The 21,069-nt window shown below is 43.3% G+C and carries 20 protein-coding genes; 9 read left to right on the top strand and 11 right to left on the bottom strand.

Going from position 1 to position 21,069, the window contains the following annotated elements:
- Positions 1 to 54 precede the first annotated feature (54 nt).
- The gene (locus EWV66_RS22765) at positions 55 to 495 is read right to left on the bottom strand and encodes a Fur family transcriptional regulator (RefSeq protein ID WP_004268517.1); all 441 of its coding nucleotides are present in this window, start codon (positions 493 to 495) and stop codon (positions 55 to 57) included.
- Between the two features lie 499 nt (positions 496 to 994).
- Here EWV66_RS22765 and EWV66_RS22760 point away from each other — a divergent pair, with 499 nt between their 5' ends.
- Complete coding sequence (locus tag EWV66_RS22760) at positions 995 to 1,528, top strand: PEP-CTERM sorting domain-containing protein (protein WP_072923440.1); 534 nt, start codon at positions 995 to 997, stop codon at positions 1,526 to 1,528.
- 916 nt (positions 1,529 to 2,444) lie between these two features.
- Here EWV66_RS22760 and EWV66_RS22755 read toward each other — a convergent pair.
- Positions 2,445 to 2,915: a DUF29 domain-containing protein gene (locus EWV66_RS22755; protein WP_272079471.1), complete on the bottom strand. Its 471-nt coding sequence runs from the start codon at positions 2,913 to 2,915 to the stop codon at positions 2,445 to 2,447.
- Between the two features lie 280 nt (positions 2,916 to 3,195).
- Between EWV66_RS22755 and EWV66_RS22750 the strand changes: the two genes are divergently transcribed.
- The 3 genes from EWV66_RS22750 (at position 3,196) to recN (ending at position 6,985) form a co-directional block, all read left to right on the top strand.
- The gene (locus tag EWV66_RS22750) at positions 3,196 to 4,254 is read left to right on the top strand and encodes a hypothetical protein (RefSeq protein WP_052277728.1); all 1,059 of its coding nucleotides are present in this window, start codon (positions 3,196 to 3,198) and stop codon (positions 4,252 to 4,254) included.
- Positions 4,255 to 4,332: 78 nt separating this feature from the next.
- Positions 4,333 to 5,013, top strand: a complete 681-nt coding sequence (gene rppA / locus EWV66_RS22745) for a two-component system response regulator RppA (RefSeq protein WP_185237279.1) — start codon at positions 4,333 to 4,335, stop codon at positions 5,011 to 5,013.
- Positions 5,014 to 5,257: 244 nt separating this feature from the next.
- The gene (gene recN, locus EWV66_RS22740) at positions 5,258 to 6,985 is read left to right on the top strand and encodes a DNA repair protein RecN (protein ID WP_287109223.1); all 1,728 of its coding nucleotides are present in this window, start codon (positions 5,258 to 5,260) and stop codon (positions 6,983 to 6,985) included.
- 3 nt (positions 6,986 to 6,988) lie between these two features.
- On the opposite strand, the gene EWV66_RS22735 is transcribed toward recN, so the two are convergent.
- Positions 6,989 to 7,630, bottom strand: a complete 642-nt coding sequence (locus EWV66_RS22735; RefSeq protein ID WP_052277730.1) for a Uma2 family endonuclease — start codon at positions 7,628 to 7,630, stop codon at positions 6,989 to 6,991.
- A 24-nt stretch (positions 7,631 to 7,654) separates the two neighbouring features.
- Positions 7,655 to 8,296, bottom strand: coding sequence for a Uma2 family endonuclease (locus EWV66_RS22730; protein WP_052277731.1), 642 nt, complete (start codon positions 8,294 to 8,296; stop codon positions 7,655 to 7,657).
- A 121-nt stretch (positions 8,297 to 8,417) separates the two neighbouring features.
- On the opposite strand from EWV66_RS22730, the gene EWV66_RS22725 reads away from it, so the two are divergent.
- Positions 8,418 to 9,590, top strand: coding sequence for an NAD(P)/FAD-dependent oxidoreductase (locus EWV66_RS22725; RefSeq protein WP_052277732.1), 1,173 nt, complete (start codon positions 8,418 to 8,420; stop codon positions 9,588 to 9,590).
- A gap of 15 nt (positions 9,591 to 9,605) precedes the next feature.
- Here the strand turns inward: EWV66_RS22725 and EWV66_RS22720 are convergent, their stop codons facing one another.
- The gene (locus EWV66_RS22720; protein ID WP_002732855.1) at positions 9,606 to 9,881 is read right to left on the bottom strand and encodes a hypothetical protein; all 276 of its coding nucleotides are present in this window, start codon (positions 9,879 to 9,881) and stop codon (positions 9,606 to 9,608) included.
- 494 nt (positions 9,882 to 10,375) lie between these two features.
- Here EWV66_RS22720 and cysS point away from each other — a divergent pair, with 494 nt between their 5' ends.
- Entirely contained in the window at positions 10,376 to 11,818 is a 1,443-nt protein-coding gene (gene cysS / locus EWV66_RS22715; protein WP_287109221.1) for a cysteine--tRNA ligase, read from the top strand.
- Here the strand turns inward: cysS and EWV66_RS22710 are convergent.
- The gene (locus EWV66_RS22710; RefSeq protein ID WP_287109220.1) at positions 11,801 to 13,330 is read right to left on the bottom strand and encodes a glycine betaine ABC transporter substrate-binding protein; all 1,530 of its coding nucleotides are present in this window, start codon (positions 13,328 to 13,330) and stop codon (positions 11,801 to 11,803) included. The two genes, cysS and EWV66_RS22710, sit on opposite strands and share 18 nt — an antisense overlap.
- A 314-nt stretch (positions 13,331 to 13,644) precedes the next feature.
- Here EWV66_RS22710 and EWV66_RS22705 point away from each other — a divergent pair, with 314 nt between their 5' ends.
- A complete protein-coding gene (locus EWV66_RS22705; RefSeq protein ID WP_287109219.1) occupies positions 13,645 to 14,649 on the top strand; it encodes a CHAD domain-containing protein in 1,005 nt (334 codons plus the stop codon).
- Between the two features lie 12 nt (positions 14,650 to 14,661).
- Positions 14,662 to 16,095, top strand: coding sequence for a bifunctional orotidine-5'-phosphate decarboxylase/orotate phosphoribosyltransferase (locus EWV66_RS22700; RefSeq protein ID WP_052277736.1), 1,434 nt, complete (start codon positions 14,662 to 14,664; stop codon positions 16,093 to 16,095).
- A 269-nt stretch (positions 16,096 to 16,364) separates the two neighbouring features.
- On the opposite strand, the gene EWV66_RS22695 is transcribed toward EWV66_RS22700, so the two are convergent.
- The 5 genes from EWV66_RS22695 to carA all read right to left on the bottom strand — a co-directional run bounded on the left by EWV66_RS22695 (position 16,365) and on the right by carA (position 19,674).
- On the bottom strand, positions 16,365 to 16,661 hold the full coding sequence (locus EWV66_RS22695) for a DUF1816 domain-containing protein (protein ID WP_002768846.1): 297 nt from the start codon (positions 16,659 to 16,661) through the stop codon (positions 16,365 to 16,367).
- 112 nt (positions 16,662 to 16,773) lie between these two features.
- Positions 16,774 to 17,640 (bottom strand): 23S rRNA (guanosine(2251)-2'-O)-methyltransferase RlmB, encoded by an 867-nt coding sequence (gene rlmB, locus EWV66_RS22690; RefSeq protein WP_052277737.1) that lies wholly within the window; start codon positions 17,638 to 17,640, stop codon positions 16,774 to 16,776.
- Positions 17,641 to 17,680: 40 nt separating this feature from the next.
- A complete protein-coding gene (locus EWV66_RS22685; RefSeq protein WP_002768850.1) occupies positions 17,681 to 18,097 on the bottom strand; it encodes a Mini-ribonuclease 3 in 417 nt (138 codons plus the stop codon).
- Between the two features lie 3 nt (positions 18,098 to 18,100).
- Entirely contained in the window at positions 18,101 to 18,451 is a 351-nt protein-coding gene (locus tag EWV66_RS22680; RefSeq protein WP_052277738.1) for an STAS domain-containing protein, read from the bottom strand.
- Positions 18,452 to 18,525: 74 nt separating this feature from the next.
- Positions 18,526 to 19,674 carry a glutamine-hydrolyzing carbamoyl-phosphate synthase small subunit gene (gene carA / locus EWV66_RS22675; RefSeq protein WP_052277739.1) on the bottom strand — a complete coding sequence of 383 codons (1,149 nt, stop codon included), beginning with the start codon at positions 19,672 to 19,674 and terminating at the stop codon, positions 18,526 to 18,528.
- 303 nt (positions 19,675 to 19,977) lie between these two features.
- Here carA and EWV66_RS22670 point away from each other — a divergent pair, with 303 nt between their 5' ends.
- The gene (locus EWV66_RS22670; protein ID WP_287109217.1) at positions 19,978 to 20,865 is read left to right on the top strand and encodes a helix-turn-helix domain-containing protein; all 888 of its coding nucleotides are present in this window, start codon (positions 19,978 to 19,980) and stop codon (positions 20,863 to 20,865) included.
- Positions 20,866 to 21,069 lie beyond the last annotated feature (204 nt).

Here is a 21,069-nt window from a genome sequence, read left to right as displayed (position 1 = left end):
GTTGCAGCCTGTCAACGGATACTATTCACAGGGTCAATTATACAGTTATCTGGCTCATTTGTTTTGTTTATAGCCATAGAAATCGATGCGATAATCGGTAATTTTTACCCCCGTCGATGCCTCGATCTGTTTAATTAATTCCGGGGGAAGTTGGATATGCACATCGATGATTTCTTGACTGTCCAGACAATTGACGTGACTGTGGGAATCGCTGATGTTGCCGTAGAGTCTGCCGTCCCAGCGTTCCACAGATTCGATAATGCCTTGACCGGATAGAGCCTCTAGGTTTTGGTACACTGAGGTATGACCGATGTTTTTTCCTTGCAGATTGAGACGATCATAAATTTCTCGCGCTGATAGGTGTTCCTGCGCTTGCCACAGCAATTCTAAAATATAGCGACGCTGACGACTAACCCGCATTCCTAAAGTTTGACACCTTTCGATCGCATCTTCTAAACAGCGGATCGGTTTTTGTTTTACCTCCAAATTGTCCATAGTTGCGTCCGTTGACCTCCGCCCTAATACATAGTCATTACCAGTTTAGCTTAGTCTTTCGATCGGTGTCCACATTGCGCCAGTTTTCAGCCCCTCTTCAAACTCAGATAAAAAATCAGCAGTGCCAGATTCGAGTAGATTTGCAGGCGATTGAGTGGAAAGAACCACTCCAGACACAGAGGACACAAAGATCGATCGCTACTATATAAGTTACACTGATCACACAAAGAATAAGAGAACCAACCATTTACTTATCTATAGCGGTTCTCGCATCTGTGCGGCACACTTAAATCTTTGCTGATTAAGCTGTTCAGGATCGGGAATGTACCTCTTGTGAATCAGAAACGCTATATATAGATATGATCGTAATATTTCTATAAAAAATCCTCTTGAAAAATATTTTGATCAACCTTAACTTTAAGGGGTACATTAATTTATTTTTAGGGCCATGGCCACCAAATCGCCAAAATTATTCGAGTCATTGCGGTCATAGACCGCAATGACTGTCACTACTGTTAGCCTCACTCTAGCCGCTGCTTCTGGTGCTAGTGCCGCAACAGTGTTCGGTTTCCAAGACGCTTACGATCCCATTAACTGGACATTTGCCAATAGTAATGCCGACGGGTTCGTCGATACCGGCGGCGCTCCTGCTTCCATTAGCCTGACTGGGGGGAACAATGGTTCTAACAGTTTTGGAACCACAGACTACACCACCACTGCGGCTGCGGCTGGGACGGTGACGTTTGATTGGAACTATTCGTCTGCTGATGATCCTACCTGGGATGGCTTCGGCTATCTGCTCAACGGCAGCTTCTCCTTCCTGACTAATAGTCCAAGTAACGGGACATCGACGTTTAACGTCCTAGCTGGCGACAGTTTCGGTTTCCGTGTTTACACTCTTGACAACATTTTTGGACCCGGTAGTGTGACGATTTCTAATTTTTCGGCTCCGATTCCCGAACCCTCAACTGTGCTGAGTTTGCTGGTGCTAGGAGGCTTAGGCGCTGGACTGAAGTACCTTAAGCGCAATTGATATCCCAAAAAACAGGGGGACAGGAGTTGAATTCTCCTCCTGGTACCCAACTTGTTCGGGTGTTGACTGTCTAAATTACTCGTTAATACCATTTTTCTTTATTTGTGTCACAACGAATGCAGGCCTGGCAAGCATTCGAGCCTGGATGTCTGTCATGGATTTAGAAATTTGGTATAAGACTGTCTATGAGCGCCGGAGCAGGGAGAAGGACTCTGACCATTTGTACTAAACTTCTTAACCTACACAATTCTGGCTTTAAGTCAATAGCCTTTACAAAACTTAAAAAATTGTCACATAAAAAAATTTCGCCACTGGCGGCTTTTTTTGGGCAAGAGAATCGATATAGTCCCCTGATTGCCTTGGTTTTGCGTTGATTTAACGTTTAATGCTTAAACTAAGCCCACAGCATACCACGATCATACCATATTATTAAATGTAGGCAACCCCGATTTACAGCCAAATTTTGGCAAATTCTGGGAAAATCAAAATCTTATAACTTACTTGTTACATTGAACTAATCGACCCAAATATTTAAATATTTTAATTATTTACCTTAAATTTATAATTTTTACTTATTCTTTGCAGGCTGATTAACTAGGGTTGGGCAAAAAAGCTTGTAAGCTATGCTAGAACGCATTTTAACCACCTACCCTTAAATTAGCTCAATCTCCCTCAATCCCTTTACCGTTGCCTCTTGCCTATCCTAACCAAGAAATTAATTTTGCACGACTACTTATGAATTAAGTAAGTAGTCATAATTAAATTGAAGATAGATTTTGCCTCTGATCCCCCCTGCCCCCCTTGATAAGGGGGGTGCCGATCCCACCTGCCCCCCTTGATAAGGGGGGTGCCGATAGGCGGGGGGATCCTCCTTAATAAGGGGGGTGTCTGACAACTTTTAACACCTACCTACTTATCAGGCATAGAAATCTTCGTCAAGAATTTGTTCTAAGGAAAAAGGGCAGTCTAAGGGATAGGCTTCCTCTGGAGGAATCGCAATTCCCAAGTCAGCCAATTTACTTTCCTTGATGGCAATTTTACGACCTTTAGGATAGGTTTTATCGATGGCGATTGCTAGATGAGATTTCAAAGAAGGGGTGTTTTCTAGTAAGGCGATAACTCTTTCCCTGTGTTCGACAATGGAGCTATACCAGCTAGATTTCATGCTTTCAGGGACAGATGATTGTACTTTTAATTTCAGTAAATGAGCCAGCAAAATCATTAAATTTCCTTCTAGGGCATTTTTATCTGATTTACCCAATTCTTTCAACTCCTCAACTAAATGAGATACATCTAATGCCTGAAAATCTCCTTGTTCTAACTGACCTATTGTTGTTATCAGCCATAATTGAAAATCTTGTTCATAGAGTTCTGATTTAGTTGTCATGATGGCTTCGATAATAGTTAATCTAGATTGGATCATACTCTATTTTGCAGATTTCGGATGTTTCTAGCGGTAAATATTAAGTAGCTGGTTATAATTAAATTAAAAATGGATTTTAGGTTCGATCCCCCCTGCCCCCCTTGATAAGGGGGGTATCTGATAATTTTTAACGCCTACCTACTTAAGTTTTATTACAGGATTTGACATTTGCACCTATGCCCTATTCCCTTATCATTAGGATAAGCGGTTAAAATACATCTTAGCTTAAGGACTAGAGAATATTATGAGACTAGAAAGAGAAGATTTTGATTGGGCGGTACAACAAAACCTAATTACTGCCAGCCAAGCTGAAAATTTATGGGCGGCTTTTATATCCCGTTATCCCCATGAAGATGAAGTTAATCGCCCTCGCTTTAATTTTGCTAATGTCGCCTATTATTTTGGGGCATTAATTGTTATCTCTGCCCTGGGGTGGTTTATGAACGAAGCTTGGGAGAGTTTCGGTGGTGCAGGACTATTTTTTATCGCCCTGTTTTATGCAATTTGTTTTATTTTCACCGGTAAAAATCTCTATTTTCAGCAAAATCTCAAAATCCCCGGCGGCCTTTTATTTACCATGGCAGTGGCAATGACTCCCTTAGCAATCTATGGTTTACAACGCTGGACAGGATACTGGCAAGCCGGATATCCAGGCATCTATCGAGATTTCCATACATGGATTAAAGGCAGTTGGTTTTTAATGGAATTAGGCACGATTATCGCAGGATTAATAACTTTAAGATTTGTTAAATTTCCCTTTTTAACTGCACCGATCGCTTTTAGTCTGTGGTATATGTCAATGGATTTAACTCCTTTACTATTTGGAGAGGACGAATATACATGGAGAATGCGACTGTGGGTATCCTTTTGGTTTGGAATTGCCTGTTTAATAACTGCCTATTTAATTGATGTACGTCAGCGTCGCAGTCGGGGAGATTTTGCTTTTTGGCTATACCTATTCGGATTGATTATGTTTTGGTTTAGTCTATCTCTCCTAATCGATGATAATGAAGCACAACGATTTTTGTACTGTCTAATTAACTTGGGATTGATGTTATTATCCATCCTACTAAAAAGAAGATTATTTGTGGTTTTCGGAGGTATCGGAGTATTTGCCTATCTTTCCTATCTCTCCTATCGTATCTTTGCCGATTCAATTTTCTTTCCCTTTGCCCTAACCGTCCTAGGACTTGGTATTATCTATATGGGAGTTTTGTATCAGCGTCATTACCCAACCTTAGCTAGATTTATTGAAAGTTATATCCCTCTCGAATGGCGCAATTTATTACCCAAAGATAGATAATTAGGAGAAATGGGGAAATGGGGAGATTCAACTAAAAACCCCAAAACCCCAACACCCGACACCATCTTTTTTACTTTTATGAAAATACTTATCGTTGACGATGAACACGAATTAACCGAACCCTTAGAACAAATTCTTGATCAAGAAGGCTATGAAGTGGATATTGCTGATAATGGTCGGACGGGGTTAGAATTGGCACGAGAGAATAATTATGACCTCTTAATTCTCGATTGGATGTTACCCCAGCAATCTGGATTACAAATCTGTCAATATTTACGGGATCAGGGGGACACCACTCCAGTTTTATTTCTAACCGCTAAGGATACCATAGACGATCGAGTGGCGGGATTAGATGCCGGTGCTGATGATTATTTAGTCAAACCCTTTCAACTGCGAGAATTATTAGCGAGAGTCCGCGCTTTATTGCGTCGTTCTCCCAATTTTGAAGCTAGTAATAGCAGTAAATTAAAATGTGCTGATTTAGAACTCGATAGCGAAAATCAAGTGGCCTATCGTCATGGTCGCACGATTAGTTTATCAGCAAAAGAAGTACAATTATTGACTTTATTTATGACCCATTCGGGTCAACTTCTCACCCATGAACAAATTTATCAGCATCTCTGGTCAGAAGGAGAGCAACCTAATAGTAATGTGGTTGCTGCCCTGATGCGCTTGCTGCGTCGTAAAATCGAAGCGGACGGAGAAACACCTCTAATTAATACTGTCTATGGGAAGGGCTACCGTTTCGGGGAAAATTAGGGAATGCTGAAGGATAATGAGAATAAGTAGCTGGTTATAATTAAATTAAAAATGGATTTTAGGTTCGATCCCCCCTGCCCCCCCTTAATAAGGGGGGTGCCGATCCCCCCTTAGTCCCCCCTTAATCCCCCCTTGATAAGGGGGTGCCGATCCCCCCTTAGTCCCCCCTTGATAAGGGGGGTGTCTAATAATTTTTAACGCCTACCTACTTAGCAACTGATTACTGATTACTGATTACTGATATATGTTATCCTGCCTACGAATTGAAAATTTTACCCTCATCGATCGCTTAGAATTAACTTTCGGCAGCGGATTAAATGTACTGACCGGTGAGACGGGGGCAGGAAAATCGATTATATTAGATGCGATCGATATTGTTCTCGGTGGTAAAGTCAATCATCGCGTCATCCGTCAGGGAAGCCAACAATCAACCCTAGAAGCGACTTTTTCTCTGACTCCAGAATTAATTGTTTGGCTAGAAAGTCAGGAAATTGACCCATTAGAGGATAATAGTCTGACCATCAGCCGGGAATTAGTGATTACTAATAATTCCTTGCGTTCTCGTTCTCGGATTAACGGAGTCGTCGCTAATCGCCAACAAATGGCGCAAATAAGAGATTTTTTGGTAGAAATCACCGCCCAAGGTCAAACAGTTCAGTTAATGGACGCTAATCGACAGAGGGAATTATTAGATCTCTACGGGGGTGAATCGCTGCTGCGGCAGCGGGAAAAAGTAGCCACAGCCTACCTTAACTGGCAAGAAAGCAAGAATAGTTTAAATAAGAGGTTGCAATCGGAACAAAATCGCCTACAAAGATTAGATTTACTAGAATATCAACTAAAAGAACTAGAATCAGCTAATTTAACTGACGCTGACGAGTTGGAACAGTTGGAACAGGAAAGAAACCGACTCTCCCACGCTGTCGATTTGCAAAATTCCAGCTATCAAGTCTATCAACTACTCTACCAAAACGATCGCGATCAACCGGCCGTCGCCGATTTGTTAGGAAAAGCTGAAAATATCTTGACAAATATGATGGTTTATGATAGTAGTTTAGAGCCAATTTTAGAGATGGTGCGATCGGCATTAAATCAGGTGGTGGAAGCGGGACAGGAAATCAACGTTTATGGGGATAGTCTAGAGGCAGATCCCGAGAGATTGAACGAGATAGAAGAGAGAATTGTCCAACTTAAGCGCATTTGTCGCAAATATGGCCCAAGTTTAGCCGAAGCGCTCGATTATTATCAGAAATTACAGCAGGAATTAGCGGAGTTGACGGGAGAAGGACAATCGATTGAGGAATTAGAAAAAATTTGTCAGCAACAGGAAAAAATCTATCGAGAAACTAGCACTCAGTTGACCTTTTTGCGACAAGAAACCGCTAGTCAACTAGAAAAACAATTGGTACAGGAATTAAAACCTTTAGCCATGGAAAAGGTGATTTTTGTCTGTCGGATTGCTCCGGGTAATCCTAGCAGTCTGGGAGTCGATCAAGTGGGATTTTATTTTAGTCCCAATCCGGGGGAAAAAATCCAACCTTTATCCAGTACCGCTTCTGGAGGAGAAATGAGTCGTTTTCTCCTAGCTTTAAAGTCCTGTTTTTCCCAATCCCAATCGGCAGCTGCAACCCTGATTTTTGACGAAATCGATGCGGGAGTATCGGGAAAAGTTGCCCAAGCAATTGCCGATAAATTAGATCAATTAGGTCAACAATATCAAGTTTTGTGCGTTACCCATCAACCTTTAGTGGCTGCTTTAGCTGATCACCATTTTCGAGTTTATAAACAAATGATTGCCGAAGATAATCCCACTAATCTCTCGGAAATTCGCACGGTTGTCCGGGTTACTTCTCTTGATAATCGTCAGACGAGAAGGGAAGAATTGGCACAATTAACGGGAGGAAATTCGGCAGCAGATGCCATCGCTTTTGCCGAGTCTTTATTGGAGAAAGCGGCTGCCAAAAAACAGTAAGATTTAACCTTGAAATTGACTGATTAACCAACGTCCCACCTGACTTTGATCTCTGGTGCGTGCCTGTTGTAAAGCTGACTCTAAAACCGCAAGTTTTAAATTAGGTAAAACCTTTGATATATCAATTCTTTTGCTACCTTGATCGATTATTTCAAAAGCGAATATTTGGGGATAATCGACGTTAACACTCCAATATTCACTAACTCCTAATTCTTCATAGAGTAAGCGTTTATTGCCTAGGTCATCATTGAGGGTAGATTTTGAGATTTCAATGACTAAATCTGGTGGGGGATACTGATTTAAATCAATAATCGAAGTACCGTAGGGAATCAGATTAGCTTTGTCGGCAAAATAATAAGATATATCCGGTTGAACTTCTCGATAACCAGACTTGCGAAAACTGCAATTATCTTTGGCATTAAAGGCCAAATTTTTTAGGGTGGCATAGAGACTAACAGCGAAGAGCAAAATAGCATGATCGCTGGCATGATCGTTACCAATAGGACTCATTTCTAATCGATAATAGCCATTGTAATAATAACTTTTTCCTTGATTTTCTGGGAAGTTTTTAATTGCTTCTAAGTATTCTTCCCAACTAGCTTTAATCCATAAATCTGTCGAGATAGTAGTTTCTAGCTGTTGCATAATATTAGCCTCGATTTTATGGATTTAACCTTGAAATTGACTGATTAACCAACGTCCCACCTGACTTTGATCCTTGCTGCGTGCCTGTTGTAAAGCTGACTCTAAAACCGCAAGTTTTAAATTAGGTAAAACCTTTGATATATCAATTCTTTTACTACCTCGATCGATTATTTCAAAAGCGAATATTTGAGGATCATCTACCTTAACACTCCAGTATTCACTAACCCCTAATTCTTCGTAGAGTAAGCGTTTATTACCTAAGTCATCATTGAGGGTAGATTTTGAGATTTCAATGACTAAATCTGGTGGAGGATACTGATTTAAATCAATAATCGAAGTCCCATTTGGTATCAGATTCGCTTTCTCTCCTAGATAGTAAGATATATCGGGCTGCACTTCTCTAATTCCTCTTTTGCGATAGGAACAAGTAGGGAGTCCTTGAAAAGGAATTTCTTTGAGGATAGCGTAGAGACTCACCCCCAAAAAGACAACGTGATGATCTCTAGCGTGTTCAAATCCAATAGGAGTCATTTCTAATCGATAATAGCCATTGTAATAATAACTTTTTCCTTGATTTTCTGGGAAGTTTTTAATTGCTTCTAAGTATTCTTCCCAACTACCTTTAATCCATGAGTCAGTTATCCCCCTAGTTTCTAGCTGTTGCATAGTTATCTGATACCGCTTTGAACTTTTTCTCTAATTATAGCAATTATTGATCAAATCAGAACCAGGGAACTGAGCAAGTATAATGATAGAATAGATTAATTGAGAAAAAATTAGCCCAATTATGACCACAACTTATGATTATATAATTATCGGTGGTGGTATCACCGGTTCCGCCTTAAGCTATGAACTAGCTAACCTAGGCAGTCGAGTTCTCTTATTAGAAAAAGAAACCCATCCCCTCAACGCCACTTTCTACAGTTACGGGGGTTTAGCCTATTGGTCAGCTACCACAGAAATCCAGAGAAAATTATATCAAGAAGGTCGAGAAATTCAGCGCAATTTATCCCAGGAACTGGGCATAGATAACGAATACCGGGACATAGAGCTAATTCTCACCGTTAACCCCGAAGATGATCTGGCCACTGTGTCCGAAAAATTTGCTATCTTTGCTATTACTCCCGAAATTCTCGATCCGCAAGCAGCGATCGCTTTAGAACCCCTATTAAATCCCGCAGCTATCTCCGGAGTTTTACGACTGCCCCACGGTCACATTAACCCCGAAAAAACTAATCTTGCCTATCAACAAGCTTTTCTGCGTCTGGGAGGCACGATTATTCGGGAAGCTGTCATCGAATTAATTGAAACTGCATCGAGAATTACCGGCGTAAAAACTCCTAAAAATAATTATTCTGCCGGGGAAACTATCGTCTGTGCCGGGGGATTAACCCGGTCTTTACTGCAAAAATCCGATATTACTGCTCCCGTCTATTTTACCCATGCCCAGGTGATCAAAATTCCCCCCACTGAGATCAAATTAAACACCCTAGTTATGCCTGCAATTCCTGCCAGATTGCTATTAGAGCAAAAAATCACCCAACTAGAAAAGCAGGGCATTTGGCAGAGAGAAACCCCAGAAATAATTGCCAGTGTTTTAGAAACGGGGGCGGTACAATTCCGGGATCAAAGCCTTTATCTAGGGCAAATTAGCGCCATTATCACCGATCCAGAGGTGATTTTAAACCCTCTGGCGGGGGAAAAAGCAATCCGCACCGCCGTGGGGACATTGCTGCCCCCTTTGGCCTCTCTCCCCGGCAGCTGTCATCATTGCCTAGTGGCTTTTGCCCCCTCGGGACGGCCCCTAGTGGGAGCGATCGCCGATAAAGTGGGATTGCAGGTATTTTCTGGCTTTACCAGTACACTTGTATCGGCTCCGCCCCTAGCTCGACGTTTTGCGCGTCACCTGCTGGGGGAAAATGACGAGATAATTGCAAAAGTCAAGAGAGAAATTAACTGATGGTTGCCATTAATCCTAATCGACTTTTTCTAACTGCCAAAGAATTTGGTTTCCCTCCCGTCTGACCCGGGAGATTACCCAATTTCGCCACGGCCAATGGTCGCCTCGACTGGTAACGGCGCCCGGATTAATATCCATTAAATCCGCCACTTCGGCGCTGGTAATCAAATAACCGCGATTGGCCACTTCATCGGCAATGCGTAGGGTTTCGATCAGATGTCTTAGCTGGTCAACTCTTTCTCCCCGGGGTAATTGGATTTCATCGCCAGCGCTATTAGGTGGTTCATTCATGGTGATGGTCTGGTCAAAGTTGATTAACAACAAAAATTGTCGGTTGAGGCAAACAAGCAAGCTTCCCCTATCGTTATTCTATCGATTTCATCAATAATAGTCCTGATCAAAACAGTCCTATCCCGTCACATCTTTACTAAAACCCCAAAAACCCCTTGACAAAAAACACAAAATATAGTAGGTAAATCAGGGAAAGTGGTTAGCCGTCACTGATAAGTAGTCGTGCAAAATTAATTTCCTAGTCGAGACAGGAGACAGGAGACAGGAGACGGGATACAGCTATTAGGGATCGGATTTGAGTTTTCAGTTCTCTGTTTGCTCACCACCGCAGAAGTCTGACGGAGTAGTGGCTTAGATGTGTAATTAATTGTGCTTAGATACTTACACTGATAACTGATCACTGATAACTGATCACTGATAACTGATCACTGATAACTGAAAATAACTGCTATAAAATTGGACTAGCCTTTTTCCCCAGAAAAAAATCCCCATCCATGACCTTAATCCTCTACAACACCCTTAGTCGTCGCGAAGAACCCTTTACCCCCCTCATCCCGGGCATGGTCTCCATGTATTGCTGCGGCATTACCGTCTATGATTATTGCCATTTGGGTCATGCGCGTACCTGTGTGGTTTGGGATGTGGTGCGGCGTTATTTGGAGTATCTCGGCTATCAAGTGCGCTATATTCAGAATTTCACCGATATTGACGATAAAATTCTCAATCGGGCTAAAAATGAACATACCACCATGGCAGCCGTAGCCGAGAAATTTATCGAGGCCTACTTTGAGGATATGGCAAAATTAGGAGTCAGACCGGCGGACGCTTATCCCCGGGCCACTCATACCCTCGACGGTATCAAGCGCCTAGTCTATGAATTAGAACAAAAAGGCTATGCTTACCCCAGCGATGGCGATGTTTACTATTCCGTCCGTCGTTTTTCTGATTATGGCAAACTATCAGGGCGAAAACTGGATGATCTGCAAGCCGGCGCCAGCGGCCGGGTAGAAACCGACGACCCGGAAGCAATTAAGAAACAAGACCCCTTTGATTTTGCCCTCTGGAAGGGGGCAAAATCGGGGGAACCTAGTTGGGATTCTCCCTGGGGCCAAGGTCGTCCGGGGTGGCATATTGAATGTTCGGCCATGGTCAAAGAACAATTGGGAGAAACTATCGATATTCATGTGGGGGGAAGTGATCTGATTTTTCCCCACCACGAAAACGAAATTGCCCAAAGTGAAGCCGCTACGGGTAAACCTCTGGCCCATTATTGGTTACATAATGGCATGGTTAAGGTGGCCGGGGAAAAAATGTCGAAATCCCTCGGTAATTTCATCACTATTCGCGAGTTATTGGCAAAATATGACCCCTTAGCCGTGAGATTATTAATTTTAGGCGCCCAATACCGCAAACCGATCGATTTTTCCGATGAGGGATTGCAGGCGGCCACTAATGGCTGGCATACTTTACAAGAGGGTTTATCCTTTGGTTATAAGCATCTTCCGCCCGATAATCCCGGAATTACCGACCAAGAGCTAGAAAATCGCTTTCAAGAGGCGGTAAATCACGATTTTAACTTTGCCGGTGGTTTAGCGGTGTTATTTGAAATCGCTAAGGAATTACGCAAGGAGGGTAATAATTTAACCCATGCGGGTAAGACAGACAGCAATCTGGCCCAATTAGCGGTAAAATGGCATACTTTGGTGAAATTGTCTAGGGTTTTGGGCTTAGAAATGGCCGCTGACCAGAGGGAAACCCCTGTTTCTGAGGGAATTAGTGCAGCGGAAATCGAAAATCTCATCCAACAACGGACAGAGGCGAAAAAAGCGAAAAATTACGCCGAAAGCGATCGCATTCGCGCAGAATTAAAAGCCCAAGGCATTACTTTAATCGACCAACCCGGGGGAGTCACTAAATGGTTAAGAGAGGGAGACTAGAAATTCTTTAACCACTTCCTCCACCCTACGATTGCGGCCATCCACCTGATAGTTTAATTTCTGCATAGCTGTGGAGGTAATTTTGCCGGTGAGTTTGGCTAAAACCTGTCGCAATTGGGGATATTTTTGCAAACTATCCAGGTTAAAAATCGGTACCGCTTCGTAGGGAGGAAAATAGCGTTGATCATCTTCTAGGATGACTAAATCTAGCACGGGAATTAAGCCATCGGTGGAATTTCCCGCCACTAAATCCACTTGTTTTTCGGCTAAAGCGCGGTACATTAACCCTAAATCCATCACTTTCGGGGGTCCGGCAAAAGTTAGGCCGTAGGTCTTCGCTAATCCCTTGTAACCGTCTTCCCTTTCCAAAAATTCATAACCAAAACCCGCTTGCCAATTGGGGGTATATTTAGCCACTTGCGAGAGAGTTTTAAGATTGTATTGACTGGCGGTTTCTCCCCGGATAACAATGGCGAAAGTATTCTCAAATCCTAAACTGGGAAACACTTCTAGATTAAATTTTTCTGGATAAATCTCCTGCAGCTTTTCAGAGACTAATCGGGCATCGTTAAGGGGTTTTTCTTGCAAAATTCCCGTGAAAGCCGTGCCAGAATACTCCACATAACCATCGATTTTACCCGCTTTCACCGCTTCATGACAGATCAGAGTACCACCGAGATTAAATTGACGATCAACCCGTAAATTCGTCTCTTTTTCGATCTCCTGTGCCAAAATTTCCCCTAAAATCACCTGTTCGGTAAAATTTTTGGAACCGATCACCACTGTGCCGGGGGATGAATGGAAAATTTGAGTCAAGAGGAAAGATAGCAGGGCCAACCCGATTAAACCTAAGCCCCATTGCCATTTAGAGGGCTTTTTCGGGCGTTGCGAAGGGTAAAAAGTCTTTTCTAGCCGACCGAGACTCCAATCGGCAACAAGGGCTAAAAAAGCGGCAGGAATTGCCCCCGCCAAAATTAACTGATTGTTGACCGTGGCAATACCGCGAAAAATAAACACTCCCAAACCACCGCCACCGATGGCAGCTGCGATCGTAGCCACACCGATAGCAATCACCGTCGCAATTCTCACTCCTGCCAAAATTGTCGCCCCGGCCAGGGGTAATTCGATATAGCGCAGGATTTGACCGTCGGTCATACCTAGGGATAACCCGGCTAATTTTAATTCAGGATCAACTTTTTTGATGCCCAGATAGGTATTTAAAACAATTGGCAGTAAGGTATAGAGAGTTAGGGCAACAATAGCGGGAATTTTGCCGATTCCTCCCAAAAAAGGCACGGAAATTAAAAAACCAAATAGGGCTAAACTGGGGATAGTCTGTAGGGTGTTAACGATCGCTATAATTGGTGGGGCGAGAATAGCTTGACGACTAATTAAAATACCTAGAGGAATACCGATTAAGCTACCCATAGCCATGGCTATTCCCGTCAAGAAAAGATGCTCTCCAGTGCGAAAAGCGATTTCCCCCCCATAATCTAGCCAAAAACTATCCATAAACTTCTCTTAAAGCGGCTGCTTCATCCTATTGTGTAGAATAAATGGGATCTATTAGTTCCAGTCTTTATTTAAAGATTCTGGCTCTTCGGGACTTGGTATGGTTCGATATGGGGGCATAAATCGACTAAATCCTTATCTGGCAAGAGATTTAATTGATTAGTTCGCTCTAGATCGCAAACAATTGACAAAAATCGCGGTAATGTCTGTCTCTATAAGGGTTTCATTCCTTATAACCCCCATCCATTGCATAACACAAACCGAAGAGCCAAGATTCTATCACCATCTTGACATTATTTCCTCGCTAAAGACAAATGACTAACAAATTTAATCCTCGGGCTAAAACTGTTGCCGATTGGGCCTATATCGGTATTGATAAACATTTTCATAAAGTTCTTAAACACGAAGCTGGGGTTTTACTCGATCAGGATACGGAAGAATTACATCAAATTCGTGTGGGAATGCGCCGTCTTCGCAGTACCTTAACCGGTTTTGCCCCCGCTTTAACCATGCCGAAATCTGCCGATCAAAAACGGGTGGGTAATCTGGGCAGAATTTTAGGAGAATTGCGGGATTTAGATGTGTTAAAATCGGCTTTTGTCGGCCATTATCAGCCAATTTTACCACCGAAAGAACAGGATTTACTGAAGAAAGTTTTACAAGTTCTCGAACACCGAAGGGAGAAGGCTTTTGCTAAGGTAGAAAAGCTGTTGAAGTCCGATAAATTTCTCAATTTTAAGGCAGATTTTGCCAGTTGGTTGGATAATCCCACCTATCAACCGATGGGAAAATTAGATATTGCCACGGTTTTACCTGACTTATTATTACCGCAAGCGAGTCACTTTTTACTCCATGAAGGCTGGTTAGTTGGGGTAAATTTAGAGGAAGATCAAAAAGTAAAAGAGTTTTCTAGTCAAGAAATTGATGACCTATTGGAAAAAGAAGGATTATTACTGCACGATCTCCGCAAAGAAGCCAAGCGTTCCCGCTATAATATGGAGTTATTCACTCAGTTCTATGGCGACAAGTATCGAGAATATCTAGAAGATATTAAAAACCTTCAAAGTATTCTCGGAGAAATGCAGGATTGTTGTGTTCTCTCGGATTTTCTTAGCCAAATTTTCCCTAATTGTCTTGCCAAGGAAATGCCCACCTTACTAGAAATTTTCCAAAATATCCGTCACCAAAAATGGCAAGAATGGCAACCCTTACAAAAGAAATTCCTTGACGCTGACACCAGAAAAAGTCTGCACCAGACAATTTTACAGCCTATTTTTCGGCCAAATAGTGTAGAATTAGAAACTAATCCAGAATCCTGAGATTAGAAACCGATGAATTTTTTTCAAAAGTTAAACCACGCCATTAGTCAAAACCAGACTCTACTTGTCCTCGGTTTAGATGCTAACCCCGAAATGATGCCCTCCACCCCGGGAGAATTAATCGTTAATTTAGAACAGTGGCTCAAGTTTATTATCGATGAAACTGCTCCTTTTGTCTGTGCCTACAAACCAACTTTAGGTTTTTATCAAGCTTTGGGAGCGGCAGGTTTAGAATTATTACAGCGAGTTTTAACGGCAATTCCCGCTCATATCCCGGTAATTTTGGATGCTAAACACGGTGATATTAATACTAGCAGTATTTTAGCCGAGACTATCTTTAAAACTTGGCAGGTGGACGCGGTTACTCTCAATCCCTACTCCGGACAGGATCACGTTGCTCCTTTTTTAGTTTACCCCGAGCATGGCGCTTTTATCCTCTGTCATACTTCCAATCAAGGCGCGATTAATCTGCAAGAATTTCCCAGTCGCGACAATCCTTTTTATCTGCAAGTTGTCAAAGAAGCTTGCACCTGGGGAACTCCCGAACAGGTGTTTTTAGAAGTGGGAACCACTCAACCAGAGATATTGACCAAGATTCGCAATTTTGCCCCCGAAAGATTGATTTTATTACGCAGTATTTGGGAAGAAAAAAGTCAATTTTCTGAGTTAATTACTGTGGGTTTAAATAGTCATGGCGAGGGTTTATTAATTCCTGTACCCCAAGACTTTTTATCTCAACCCGATTTGGGGTCAAAAGTCAAGGATTTACGCGAGGAAGTCAACAAAATTAAACAAAATCACCAGCAAGAATCAAGCCAAGATGATACTTGGACTGCTAACGTTTGTCTTTTAAAACAACATCCTCATCAGGATTTAATTCTACAATTATTTGATATTGGCTGCTTGATGTTTGGCGATTATGTGCAAGCATCGGGAGAAACTTTTTCCTATTATATTGATCTGAGAAAAATTATCTCTAATCCTAATATTTTTCAGCAGGTAATTGAAGCCTATGGAGAAATATTAAAAACCTTGACATTTGACCGCGTTGCTGGTATCCCCTACGGCTCTTTACCCACAGCTACGGGTTTATCTTTATTATTAAATCATCCGATGATTTTCCCCCGCAAAGAAGTAAAAGCTCACGGCACAAGAAGAGTAATTGAAGGTAATTTTCAGGTGGGGGAAACCGTGGTAGTAGTGGACGATATTTTAATTTCTGGCAAAAGTGCGATCGAAGGGGCAGAAAAGATTAAATCGGCGGGATTATTAGTTAATGATATCGTAGTTTTTATCGACCATGGTGGCCCTGTTAAAGATAAACTTCGTAGCCATGGTTATCAACCTTATTCGGTTTTAACCCTAGCAGAAATTACCGATACTCTCTACGAAGCGGGAAGACTGACAGAAGCAGAATATAGCTGTTTTTTAAATCGCTCCCATTGATATTTAGCCATCAGTTATCAGTTATCAGTTATCAGTTACCAGTTATCAGTTACCAGTTACCAGTTATCAGTTATCAATTTTAAGTGAGCAGTTATCAGTTTTAAGTGAGCAGTATGTATTAAGTGAGCCTCATCAAATGGCAGTTTCCTGCTGTCTTTTGACTGATTACTGATTACTGTTTACTGTTTACTGTTTACTGTTTACTGATCACTGTTTACTGTTTACTGATCACTGATTACTGATCACTGATTACTGATCACTGAAAATTGTTAAGAAACTTGACTGCGTAAGACCTTTAGGGTATTCAGGAGCTTGCTTTCTTCTTTTTCCTCAAAAATAGTTAAATCTTTCGGTTTACAACGTTTTATATGCAATTTAATCCCCTGCGCTCCTTCTGTTTTCAAATCTTCTTCGTAACCAGCTTGAGCGACTTCAGCCTCGTCTTTGGCGAGAAAAGGACCAAAATAATAAGTACATCTGGGATAGTCGGTTTTAATCTCGACCCAGTAGGCTAATCCGAACCTTTCGAGTAAGCTAATCAAAAATTCTTTCATTTCGTTCCCCATCTAAATCTACTCTGGTGGTTTTGTTACGTTCGTTTACATTTCGCAAACTTCCTTCCTATTTTATTTATACTTTCTCCTTTTGGCTATTGGGAGTGTCGAAAAATACAGATTCTCAGTCGGGGGAATTTTGCCAGCGTTGACGGTAAACCTCGTAAAGAGCCATACCCGCCGCCACCGAAGCATTGAGACTGGGGGTTTTGCCTGCCAAAGGGATAGATACCAACTCATCGCAGGACTTTTGGGTTAGCAGACTCAAACCCTCACCCTCCGAACCTACCACCAATCCTATCGCACCCGTTAAATTGATTGTGTGTAAAGATTTACCAGTTTTTGCCGCCGTGCCGTAGAGCCAAAAACCAGCCGCTTTTAATTCCTCTAAAGCACGATTGAGATTAACCACTCTAGCGACGGGTAAATATTCCAAGGATCCGGCCGCCACTTTCATCACCGTCGATGTCACCCCGGCGGCGCGACGTTGGGGAATAACTACCCCCTGACAACCCATAGCTTCGGCGGTGCGAATGATTGCCCCAAGGTTATGGGGATCCGTAATACCTTCAGCGATGACGATGACGGGGTGGCGACTTTTGCCCTTAGCTTTTTCGATCAGATCGGCTAATTCGATATAATCATAGGGGGACATCTGGGCTGCAATCCCCTGATGATTGGCCTTATTGGTAATCTGATCGAGACGCAGATCGTCCACCTCATCAATTACCGTACCGTTGGCTTTGGCTTTTTCCAAGAGGGTATGATAACGGGGATCGTAACGGAGTCGATTGACCACCCAAATCCGATTTAGTTGGCGCTCCTCCTCCATGGCCGTTAAAACCACCCGGCGACCGTAGAGCAGATCATCAGCTTCTTGGTTTTCTGGAGTTACTGCCGGGGATTTAGCCAGAATTGGCCCAGTTTTTGACCGCAAGGGCCGGCGAGAATTACGATTATCGGACTTGTCACGAAATGGTCGATCGCTCATGATTGATTAATAGTAAAGGAGTCGGGAGTCATCCCGATGGCTATAATTCTAGTTTTTCTAATAGTTGATGTAATCTTGAGGGGTCTTGTAGATAAAGATAGCCGAACAGGGTTTCTAAACTGCTGGCCTGCTGATAGACTTGGGCTGTCAGACGACGGCGTTTTCCCGTGACCGCATTGCGTCCCCGGCGCAGAATTTCTTTTTCTTGGTCTGTCAGATAGGGCTGCAGTTGTGCTAAATCCAAAGCCTGTTGTTCGGCCCTGACTTTGCCCACCACCTGAGCGTGATAGTCTCCCAGACGCTGGGGCGGCAGTAAGTAATAAGTGCGGATGTATAATTCATAAACAGCATCCCCCAGATAGGCCAGGGAAGCGGGCGATAATCGGTCAAGACCCTCTAGGATTGGTGAACCCTGGCCACTGACCTGTAAGCGAATTTGTTCGAGAGGAGATTCCACGATTTACGCTTTTTCTAGATATTCGATCGCCGCTTCCAGGGTGGGTTGCAGGGAAAAAAACTTCTCCAATCGCACCAGTTTTACGGTTTGAGTTACCCGGGGATTGGTAACAATTTGTAAACTGCCCCCTTTGGTTTTGGCCTTTTTCACCAATTTTACTAATGCCCCTAAACCGGAGCTATCGATAAAATCAATCTGAGCGAGGCTAATAATCACATCCTTGGGACCTTGCTCCACATAGCCTTCGATCACCTTACAAAAAGTCGGTTCGGAAAAGGCATCTAAAAGACCCGTCAAACGGAAAATTTGGTACTTATCTCTGACCTCACGCGTGCCTCGCAAGCTGACGGTCAAGTTAATTGCTTCCGGAATAATCGCCTCCTAGCTCTAGAGCCGTAAAAATCAAAACCCTAGTATATCCTAAAAATTTACGCCCGATCCTTTTTTGCTTGCCGCATTAAGTCGACAAATTGGCCAAACAGATAATCGGCATCGTGGGGGCCGGGACTGGCCTCGGGGTGGTATTGTACCGAGAAAAAGGGCAGAGACTTGTGTTTTAAACCCGCTACGGTGCGATCATTGAGGTTGAGATGGGTAATCTCCACTTGCGGATTTAAAGATGCCTCCTGCACGGCAAAACCGTGATTCTGACTGGTAATTTCCACCTGTTGCTGCAGTCCACAGGGTTGATTTAACCCGCGATGGCCAAATTTTAGTTTAAAGGTTTCTGCCCCTAGGGATAGGCCTAAAATTTGATGACCCATACAGATGCCAAAAGTGGGTTTTTCCCCTTGCAAAAGTTGCTTGGCTAGGGCAATTCCTTCGGTGACAGCCGCTGGATCTCCCGGTCCGTTAGAAAAGAAAATACCATCGGGATTATAGGCGGCGATTTTTTCCGGGGGAGTGTCAGCGGGAACCACGATCACCCGACAACCGTAGCTGGCTAAACGCCGGAGAATATTGCGTTTGATGCCAAAATCGATCGCCACCACCGTTAACGGTTCTTGATCACTATCAATTGGCGCAAATTCCCAGGCGGACGGGGTGGGAGTCGTCCATTCGTACACTTCCTTGGTGGTAACTTCTTTAACGAGATTTAACCCCGCCATACTGGGGGCCGCCTGCACCAGCCGCAGTAAATCATGATAATCGAGTATTTCCGTCGAAATTGCCCCATTCATCGCCCCAACCGAGCGAATTTTGCGGGTCAGGGAGCGGGTATCGATGCCATAGATGCCAATAACATGATGAGCGGCCAGATAATCCGGTAGGGATTGGCTAGAACGCCAATTACTGGGCCGGGGGCAGATATTTTTGGCGATCGCTCCTTTCACCTGGGGACGAATTGACTCCTCATCCTCGGGGTTAACCCCCGTATTTCCCAATTCTGGATAGGTAAAAGTGACGATTTGACCAGCATAACTGGGATCGGTGAGGACTTCCTGATAACCGGTCATCCCTGTGTTAAAGACAACTTCGCCGACGGTGGTTCCCTGGGAGCCGAAGGAATAACCCTCGTAAACTGTACCATCGGCTAGAACTAATAAGGCTTTTTGACTAGCAGCACTTGATATCATTGTCAATTTTTTAATCTTGAGTAGTGGTGAGAAACAGAAGTCAAGGATAGACTAGAACAGGGACTAGAAAACGAATTGCTTAGTTTTAATTGGCTAGAGCGTTTTATGATTAAGAGTACGTCCGAGCATCTCATTTATGCAAGTGAGTAATTATACTTATCCCTAAAACTGGTTTCCAGCAAGGCTTTCAAAATAGCTTGACATAAAAACCTGATTTAGGGGTTACAAAGGTGAGATGCTCCCGTTTCCCCTGACTAGCCATCGGCAAGATCCTATCGCTTAAAAAATAACTATATAAGTAATATGAGTGCAAGAAAACTGACTGATGCCACGAAAAAAGAAATTCTTAAGCTTTATCGGGAAACGGAGGCCACCACTTCCACGTTAGCCGAGCGTTATGGCGTGAGTAGTTCTACGGTCAGTCGTTTTCTCAAAAATTCTTTTTCTGGCGAGGAATACGAGCAGTTAATCCAGAAAAAACGCTTGGCCCGCAATCCTCGTGGCCTCGAGGAGGAGGGAGCAGCAGCGGATTTACCAGAAAAAGCGATCGAGGTGATTAGTTTTCGGGCAGCCCACATCGCAGCTAAGGATGAGCAGGCTTTTGAGCAACCGATCACTGCTGTGGAACAATTAACCCTGTTAATGGATACCTCTTACTCGCCAGAAGCAGATAATCCAGAAGATACAGAAATTAATGGCGATAAGACCCTAGAAACCGCTAATTTAAACGAGTTTTTCGTCGAAGCTCTCGAGGAAGAGGAGGAGGAAGATGAGCTTGACGAGGATTGGGATGAAGAGGAGGATGAAGATGAAGATGAAGACGAGGAGGAGGAGGAACTAGCGGGGAGCTATTTCGGCCCGACTATCGTTAAAACAGCCCAATTACAGATATTACCCCTCTCGGCGGCGGCTTTTCCCAAAACCTGTTACTTGGTAATTGATCGCGCTGCCGAATTAATCACCCGTCCCCTCAAGGATTTTGCTGAATTGGGTAAGGTTCCCCCTCAGGAAATCCAGCAGCGCACCCTCCCCATCTTTGAAAGTCATCGCATCGCTCGTCGTTTCTCCAAGCGCAAGGAAAAAGTGATTAAAGTTCCCGACGGTCGCCTGATCGAAAAAGCTCACGCTCAACTGGAAGCTAAAGGGATCACCCGTCTGCTCATGGATGGTCGTATCTACGCTTTAGAGTAGGGAATTAGGGGATAGGAGACTGAAAAGTCTCCTCCGAACCCTTTGCTGAGGGTGGAGACTCTCGCAGTTGAGAGAGTTCAGCTTAGTTGACATCCTCGCCGCACTTTTAGGGCGGCGATTCCTAAACCTCACGATTTAAGTTTCTGCTTCCACCACCGTCGCATACCACAGTTAAAAAACCATGTACTGTCTTACACAGAGTCC

This window comes from Microcystis sp. M_OC_Ca_00000000_C217Col (genome assembly GCF_007095585.1).
Taxonomy (GTDB): domain Bacteria; phylum Cyanobacteriota; class Cyanobacteriia; order Cyanobacteriales; family Microcystaceae; genus Microcystis; species Microcystis panniformis.
This window is presented reverse-complemented; position numbering and strand designations above follow the sequence as displayed.